Origin of the sequence: Haloquadratum walsbyi J07HQW2 (assembly GCF_000415985.1) — an archaeon.
Taxonomy (GTDB): Archaea; Halobacteriota; Halobacteria; order Halobacteriales; family Haloferacaceae; genus Haloquadratum; species Haloquadratum walsbyi_B.
In genome coordinates, this window is sequence record NZ_KE356561.1 from 18819 (window position 1) to 23018 (window position 4200).

4 protein-coding genes and 5 pseudogenes are annotated in these 4200 nt (G+C 54.5%); 3 read left to right on the forward strand and 6 right to left on the reverse strand.

All coding sequences use genetic code 11. The features are described from left to right. Positions 1-61: 61 nt before the first annotated feature. Together J07HQW2_RS00105 and J07HQW2_RS00110 are read right to left on the reverse strand one after the other, a co-directional pair. Positions 62-695 (reverse strand): annotated as a pseudogene (locus J07HQW2_RS00105) (transcriptional regulator). Between the two features lie 113 nt (positions 696-808). Further along, positions 809-1006, reverse strand: coding sequence for a hypothetical protein (locus J07HQW2_RS00110; protein WP_021053087.1), 198 nt, complete (start codon positions 1004-1006; stop codon positions 809-811). A gap of 40 nt (positions 1007-1046) precedes the next feature. Between J07HQW2_RS00110 and J07HQW2_RS00115 the strand changes: the two genes are divergently transcribed. From J07HQW2_RS00115 to J07HQW2_RS16750, 3 genes and pseudogenes are all read left to right on the forward strand, one after another. After that, positions 1047-1631 carry a DUF7437 domain-containing protein gene (locus J07HQW2_RS00115; protein ID WP_021053088.1) on the forward strand — a complete coding sequence of 195 codons (585 nt, stop codon included), beginning with the start codon at positions 1047-1049 and terminating at the stop codon, positions 1629-1631. A 14-nt stretch (positions 1632-1645) separates the two neighbouring features. Then, positions 1646-2182: pseudogene (locus J07HQW2_RS00120) on the forward strand (hypothetical protein). A 416-nt stretch (positions 2183-2598) separates the two neighbouring features. Further along, positions 2599-2988, forward strand: a pseudogene (locus J07HQW2_RS16750) (RNA-guided endonuclease TnpB family protein); the annotation flags it as partial. On the opposite strand, the gene J07HQW2_RS00125 reads toward J07HQW2_RS16750, so the two are convergent. The 4 genes and pseudogenes from J07HQW2_RS00125 to J07HQW2_RS16755 form a co-directional block, all read right to left on the reverse strand. Beyond that, positions 2978-3298 (reverse strand): DUF8158 family protein, encoded by a 321-nt coding sequence (locus J07HQW2_RS00125; protein WP_021053090.1) that lies wholly within the window; start codon positions 3296-3298, stop codon positions 2978-2980. The pseudogene J07HQW2_RS16750 and the gene J07HQW2_RS00125 sit on opposite strands and share 11 nt — an antisense overlap. Positions 3299-3330: 32 nt before the next feature. Further along, positions 3331-3664, reverse strand: a pseudogene (locus J07HQW2_RS00130) (ribbon-helix-helix domain-containing protein). A gap of 57 nt (positions 3665-3721) precedes the next feature. Then, positions 3722-4060: a type II toxin-antitoxin system PemK/MazF family toxin gene (locus J07HQW2_RS00135; RefSeq protein ID WP_021053093.1), complete on the reverse strand. Its 339-nt coding sequence runs from the start codon at positions 4058-4060 to the stop codon at positions 3722-3724. Continuing rightward, positions 4057-4200, reverse strand: a pseudogene (locus tag J07HQW2_RS16755) (MarR family transcriptional regulator); the annotation flags it as partial. The gene J07HQW2_RS00135 and the pseudogene J07HQW2_RS16755, both read right to left, overlap by 4 nt.

The following is a 4200-nucleotide window of genomic DNA, read 5'->3' on the forward strand; positions in this document are numbered from 1 at the left end:
CCGCTCGCACTAGCGAAGAATACGAGAGGACTGTCGAGATATCGATAAATAAGCGACCAACTTATTCGGTCGACTTGTTGGCAAATTCCTCCAGGAGGTTGCCTTCGTCCTCGTCGAAATCATCCGGTGTGTACGTTGTCGGCGATGACTCGTCAGCACCGAGATCGAGAATCAGAATAGAGCGCTTCACCGAAATCATACGCAGTTCCAGGCGAAAGGTCTGTGAGGTTCGCGATCTGCCGGATTGTGACATCCCCCACACTGTGTGCTTTCACGAGATCGTATGTGAGCGCGAACGTGACGATACCGTGATCTTCGAGAACTCGTTTGATCGCGGGATACTCGTTCTTCTGTGCGATCACCTGGATAAGTTCGGGAGTAATCGAGACTTCCGTCTCGCGAACCGTTAATGTCAGTTCAAACTCTTCAGCGGTGTATACAGCAGTCCCGGCATCGTCGCCAACCTTGCTGATTAGGCCCGCTTCCTCCAGCTTATGGAGATAGTCGTACACCGTCTTTTTCGAGACAGTCGTTGTTTCGACGAGTTCAGGCCCCGTGGCAGTCGCTGACCCCCGAATCGAGGTATAGAGGCTAGCGAGAGACGGGTTCTCGAGTAATTCTGCGAATGTCGGGAATCCGGTGATCATCCCCGGAGTGTCCCCCACGTTCTGCACGTGTTCTGTATCGTAGCTCATCTTGTATAGAGTTACGAAACTAAAAAATCGTAAACGTACTGCTTTTTTGTTAGGGCTCTTCGCCGCGGCCCCGGGAGACCGTCAGATTAACCAACAAATTCGTTCAGTCCAGCTTAGTGTTGGTTAATCACGATGCCGGTACTCCATATCTCACTATCAAGTACATCCGTGTACTCTACCAGACATCCGATAACTTTAGCGAGCGCCCCCTGGTCCTCGCACTGTGTGCGTGGGGTCTTCGTCCGAACGAGGTCACGCGCCAGTTCGTCCCAAGCGAAGAGTGATACTTGGACACCTCCGACTTCGGTCACAGCCCAAGCGTTATTACTCAGTACACGGATTATGTATTGTATGTCGAAAGCGACGGGGGACCCCGAACGCGCCATTAATGGCCTTATGTCAGTGGCACAACTACTCGAAGAGCCACGGCTCGCTCGCCTCTACACGTATATTCTCCGTGAAGGCGAAGTGACGATTGATGAAATCGTCGCCGACATCGACACACCCCGCACGACCGCGTACGCGGATACGGGAACACTCGTTGATCTCGGGGTACTCACGCGGGATGAAGCGCAGAAAACGCACACCTACACGGCCATCCCGATTACCCTTACTGCGAACCTCGATGGCGATACGTACACGATCACGCCCACGCTCGTCGAGGCAATCGGCCGGTCACCCCAGGATCAGGATCTCGACCTGCTGATCGAGAAACATGGCGTAGGCAAGCTCGCTGCGGCACTCACGTACGCGATCCCGTATGTTGAGGGCGGTATGACCGAACGCCTCGCAGCACGCGAACTCAACATTCAACCTGCGTTCGGGATTGCGGTACTCCAGGCACTCCGTGAGGTGATTCTCGACATGCGGGAGTACGATCCATATTTCGACCAAATTCGGAATGCGCGTGACAAGCCGGTCGACGAAGAAGCGTAGGAATTCTCTCATACATGCAAGGGACGACCGAGTCGATACCTGAGAACGCGGTATGGATTGCTGATTCGGGCATTTTCATTGCCTGTGGCCGCCAACAGCGGAACAAGTATACAGCGCTGGCGCTGGAACGGTTCGCCTAGCGGAACGAGATTACGTTTGTGATTCCACAGCGGGTGTATGAGGAACTTGGCGGTGCGCCAGACCGCAGTACGCCCGGTCAGACACCGATTAATAGTGCGATTGATACTGGATGGGTGGTCGTCGCTGACGAGTTAGATCACACGAATCCAACGGTATCTAGCGTTATGGACGGTGTGCGTGGCTTCATTGCACGTGAGTCGAATCGCTCCGAGGACAACATCGAGAAAGCGGATACCGCACTTGGTGGCGTCGCAGCCCACCTCTTAGAGAGCGGGAAGGCCGCGTCTATCTGTGTCCTCACGACGGATGACGATGCAGGGAACGGCGTTGTCACTGCAATCGAAGCTCATGGGTTCGACGGGCAAATCACGTTCAAAGATGGCTTTGAATTGATTGCAGAGATCACGTGATCGAGACCCTCAACCGTCAGTGACACCTTCGATTAGTTTCATCCATCCATTACCCCAGCAAATGCTCGAGATGACCCAGACAGCGATTCACAGATTCACAGAATCTGTGATTCAATGAAGCCATAAATCAGGGAGTTAAGGAGTACTTGATTCTTGGAATCCAATAGGATGTGGCAAGTTATGAAGTTAGTGAATCAATGAATCAGTGAATCCAAGAGATAGAGATTCAATGAATTACTTACTCCGAGAAGCACAGAGTCACTAATTCAGCATAATTCGAGGTAGAGCCTCCGACCTCAAGGACCGAGTGTAGCGAGCGAGTAGGTCGGAGAGGAAACCAACAGGACGACGCAACCGCATAACGGTAGCTACCCAACTCCCAAGATTATAAGAATCGTCAAATAGTAATCTGAGATATGGAGGTGCGTCGAACTGCGCCGGTCAAACTCGTTGTTCCCGATGAGCGGCGCAACGACCTCCACGAATCTGCGTGACAGTTTCTCTACTGTGCGAATCGTGCTGCCCAGTTCTGTTGGGACGACGACTCCTACACGAACTGTATCACTGCGAACTCAACTGCACGAGACGCACTCTACGCGGAGCTGCGGGAAGAAATTGCTCTCACTGCCAACCTCGTTCAAGAGGCCATCCGACGCGCCGTCCAAGCGACGAAAGGGTGCGTCGAACGGTGGAAACAGGGTAAACGTGTGAGCCAACCGGAGTTCACTTCGTGGAGCATAGTCTACGATAAGCGAAGCGCCACATTCTACCGGAACAAAGTCTCGCTCTCAACCGTCAACGGGCGTTCAACTCCCGAAGGGTCCAGACAGCCGTCGTGCCGATCCGAACACCATCGAAATTGCGCATATCGAGGTTGACCGTGGCTGTCCGAAACGGATAGTCCTCAACGAGGACGCGATGGATGACGGTCCGGACGGCGTCTTCACTATATTGACCGACGACAGCAGCCATGGCCTCGTCGAAATGTGCGTTGTGGTGGTCCTCACGCGGTTTCCGTGCTCGATCAAGGACGAGTGTGATCACGTCGTCGACCGATGCATGGGCTGGATTCTCCGTCCGTTCCCGAACGTCGTAGAGCGCGTCGGTCTCGGTCATGTCATGGGTAGTGCCTATCCACTGTTGACGTTTCACGCGTCGGACCCGTACACCTGCTCGGACGTCTCCTCTCGTGCTTCTTCGACGGCTCGTTCGAGGTCGTCTGCATCGACTTTCTCGCCGAGTGCTGTAAGCTCGGCGGCGATCTCACTAGCAGACTCGCGGCTCTGTTCAGCTTCAGCGAGCAGCTGCTCCAGCCGGAGCGCGGCGATCGCTGTATTGTCATTAAGCTCGCGGAGATGGGCGCGGCAGGCCTCTTTAATGAACTCGCTCTTGTTGGTGTAGATCCCCGTTTTCATCGAGGAACCGCTCGATCTCGGTGTCAAGTTCGACTGGAAACTTGACGCTGACACTCGCGTATTTCATTGTAGTACCATCGTACTACGAGTATTTGAATACTGGCTGCCCGTGAGGGGGAGGTTCTCAAGAAGATATGTAGTCGATCAACTGGCTCGCCACATCTTCAGTTCGTTCGTCGACGAGCGATGTCAGGTAGTGCTCAACATCGGCAGCACTGTTGAGGGTCGCGAGCGACCACGGAAGCACGTGACTTCGTTCTCCGAGTGGGTCGCCCTCGTAGTCGTCTCGGAGTGTGAGAGCCTCCTCGTGGTAGGTCTTCGTGGAGAGCAGGACCGTGATGAGTTGGGTACCATGGTTCGGGAGGTGCGGTGCTCCCAGAATGAGCATCGGGCGACCTTTCTCCGAGAGCGGGTCACTCGCCCAGACGATGTCGCCACGTTCCAAGTCCTCGAACGCAGTCACTGTACTTCTTCCATCTCGTCGGTCTGGAGTTCCTCAAGACGCTCCTCACCGTAGTGTTCGTCTGCCGTCTCGTAGTGTCGGTGGAGCCGGTAGGCAGATTGAAGTCGTTCCTTGTCGTCCGTGATCGCCCAGTACGGACG